Origin of the sequence: Leptolyngbya cf. ectocarpi LEGE 11479, from assembly GCF_015207065.1 — a bacterium.
Classification (GTDB): domain Bacteria; phylum Cyanobacteriota; class Cyanobacteriia; order Phormidesmidales; family Phormidesmidaceae; genus Leptothoe; species Leptothoe ectocarpi.
Map to the genome: position 1 here is coordinate 1 of NZ_JADEXP010000507.1, position 3,163 is coordinate 3,163.

2 protein-coding genes are annotated in these 3,163 nt (G+C 46.4%); both read right to left on the reverse strand.

Annotation, left to right across the window (positions count from 1 at the left end; translation table 11 throughout):
• Nucleotides 1–1,098: polyamine aminopropyltransferase (speE, locus tag IQ260_RS29115; RefSeq protein ID WP_193996558.1), on the reverse strand; the 1,098-nt coding region annotated here is incomplete at its 3' end.
• 283 nt (nucleotides 1,099–1,381) lie between these two features.
• The coding region (locus tag IQ260_RS29120; RefSeq protein ID WP_193996559.1) for an EAL domain-containing protein at nucleotides 1,382–3,163 on the reverse strand (1,782 nt) is incomplete at its 5' end.

The window sequence follows — 3,163 nt, forward strand, 5'->3', positions numbered from 1 at the left end:
GGGGATACACGCTAGATAACAAAAGACGCTATCGGGATTAAAAATGTTTTTTAGACAGTGATTTAACTCCACAAAGGCTTTTTGATTAAAGTGGGGCGACTCGCTCTGGGCCGTCATTACTCCCCCCGGCCTTAGACAGCGATATACATCCTGATAAAACTCTTTTGAGAACAGCCCCTCTGCTGGCCCTACCGGATCAGAGGAATCAACAACAATCATATCAAAGCTATTGTCTGGAGATTGCTTTACATACTGAATACCGTCATCAATGATTAGCTTAAGTTTGAGATGATCAAATGCCGAAGATAAACTGGGTAAAAATTCTTTAGACGCCCTGACAACGGCCTCGTCAATTTCCACCATCGTCACATTTTGAACCTGATCATGGCGCAAAATCTCTCGAATGCTACCGCCATCGCCCCCTCCAATCACAAGAATATCCTTCACCTCAGGCTGCATCACCATCGGGACATGGACAATCATCTCATGGTAGGCTTTTTCATCTTTTTCACTGCACATGACCATCTTATCGACGGCCAGCAGCTTGCCATACTCAAAGGTATCAAACACCTCAACCGTTTGATAAGGAGACTTTTCTCGAAATAAACAATCTCCCTTATGGCGAATCGATAGGGCCATGTTTTCATTGCGGTCAGTAAACCAGACGCTGCGGCTATACTTAGGGACCACTAACTGTTGAGCGGCGTCATCTCGCAGCTCCCCTAGCTCCATACTGGCTTTTTCTAGAAGATCCAGCTGTCCACGGTTAATTTCAACAGCCGACCCATGCTCTGCTTGAAATGCTTGCTTAAGTAGCTTATAGGACGTCCATGGATTAACAGAATCACCGCAGGTGAACAAATCTACAGCTGCATAGCGGTATTCCGGCCACGTGTGAATAGCCAAATGACTTTCTTGGATCACCACTACGCCTGACACCCCAAAAGGGGAAAAATGATGAAAGACAGAGCTAATAATAGTAGCGCCAGATTCCTTGGCGGCGCCTACCATACTGGACTCTATGCGGGGTACATCGTTGAGAATTTCTGAAGAGCAACCGTGGAATTCGACTAAAATATGGCGGCCAAGAGATTTCATGAGCGTATTGACTCGATACAACCTACCTACAAGCAGTTACCTGTCTAATCAATAGGCTCACGACAACAGTAAACAGGCGCTATGCCGCTGATGAACCTGTGTAGAGTAAATAAAAAATCGGAGAGTAGCGTGATGAGAACCCCTATATAGACTGTTCAGGTAACTTAGCTCAATTAGTTTATAACTAAATTGGATCAACTTAAACAAGGCCAGGGATAGCTAAAATTCTCTTTCGAGAGAATAGACGGTGTGGCTATAATTTGGGAGTCTTAGCCGTTATCGTTCAGCGCGACTCCTCTTGAAAGGGCCAGCTTTTATTTTGCACCAGAAGCTCGGCTGCTTGTGCTCTAGGTAATGGTTTGGCAAAGAAATAACCCTGGGCGTATTGGCACCGCAGATGTTTTAATAGGCGGGCTTGAGCTAACGTTTCTACACCTTCAGCAATGATGTCCAATTTAAGACGATGGCCTAGGGTGACGATGGTGCCAACAATATTCTCATTTTCACTGACGAATTCCATACGCTCAACAAATGACTTGTCAATTTTGAGGGAGTCAATGGGAAGTCGATGGAGATAACTTAGGGAAGAATAGCCTGTGCCAAAATCATCCAGGCTAATATGTAATCCCTTGCTCTTAAGTCGTAGCAGCTGTTGAATAGCTGATTCTACGTTTTCCATGGCCACACTTTCAGTCAGTTCTAGTTTGAGGTTGTGGGGGGCAATTTGATGTCGCTGAATAATACTTGTAATTGTTGTCGCTAGATCCTGTTGTATGAATTGTTTGCTGGAGAGATTTACGCCAATAAATAGGGGCTGGGCTTGGGGAAATAGCTGCTGCCATTGGTGAATTTGGTGACAGGCTTCATCAAGGATCCAATCCCCCATGGTTAAAATCATGCCGGTATCTTCAGCAATGCCGATAAAGTCATTGGGGGGTACTGTTCCCCGCGCCGGATGCTGCCAGCGAATTAGGGCTTCAAACCCGGCTATTTTACCTGAGGTTAACGCTATAATCGGCTGATAGTACAGCTGGAACTGCTGATTGTCTCCAGCGTGGCGAAGCTCCATTTCTAGCTGAAACTGGGAGACCGAATGGGTCCGCATGGCTTCGTTAAAGACTTCATAACGATCCCGTCCTAGGTTTTTAGCCTTTCCCAGGGCACGGTGGGCATCTTGCAACAGCTCATGGGCTCGGTAGCCCTGTCCCTTCTGATGGAGGGCAATGCCGATACTAACGGTAGTACTGACTTGCTGACATCTGATCTGAATTGGGGTCATCAGATGTTTGCGTAGACGATCGGTGATAGCAATCACGTCTCGACTATGGCTAACTGATGGCAGAATAATGGCAAACTGATCTCCTCCAACCCTGGCTACTGAGGCTCTGGGCATATGCTGAACTAGGCGCTGAGCAATAATTTGCAACAGCCGATCGGCCACATCTACGCCTAAACTTTCATTAATTGATTTGAAGCGATCTAAATCGATGAGTAACAGGGCCACCGTGGAACTAAGGAACTGCCGCTGATTCAGATGAGATTGTAGGCGCCTAAGGCTAGAGACTCGATTAGGTAGGCTGGTGAGCGGATCGTAAAAGGTGCGATAGAACACTTGATAGGCAATGGTGCTGCTCACCACTAAAGCAAAGCCTAAAATAGCTGGCACAATTGGAATCCAACCGCTGTAGAAAAACATTATCCAGCCAGTGCCAACTAGAATCAGCAGTGCGATCGCACTGCTCAGCGTTAACCACACAAACTGCTGAATATGCCAGGCTAGATACCCCCCAATCAGACACCAGGTCCCAATCCATAGCATTTCCTGCCACTGGGGCCACCACCAAATCAGAGCATTGTCCTCTTGCACAACCGCAAGAATTTGACTGACAGCGTGGGCATGTATGAGCACCCCAGGTGTTTTGACTGCAGATTGAGTTTGGTTATTTAAAGGCGTAAGAAAGATGTCATTGACACTAGGCGCAACTGTCCCGATCAAAACCACCTTATTTCTAAACCAATCGGGGTTAACCTCGTTATTAAGAACCTCTGTTAGAGAGACTTGTTG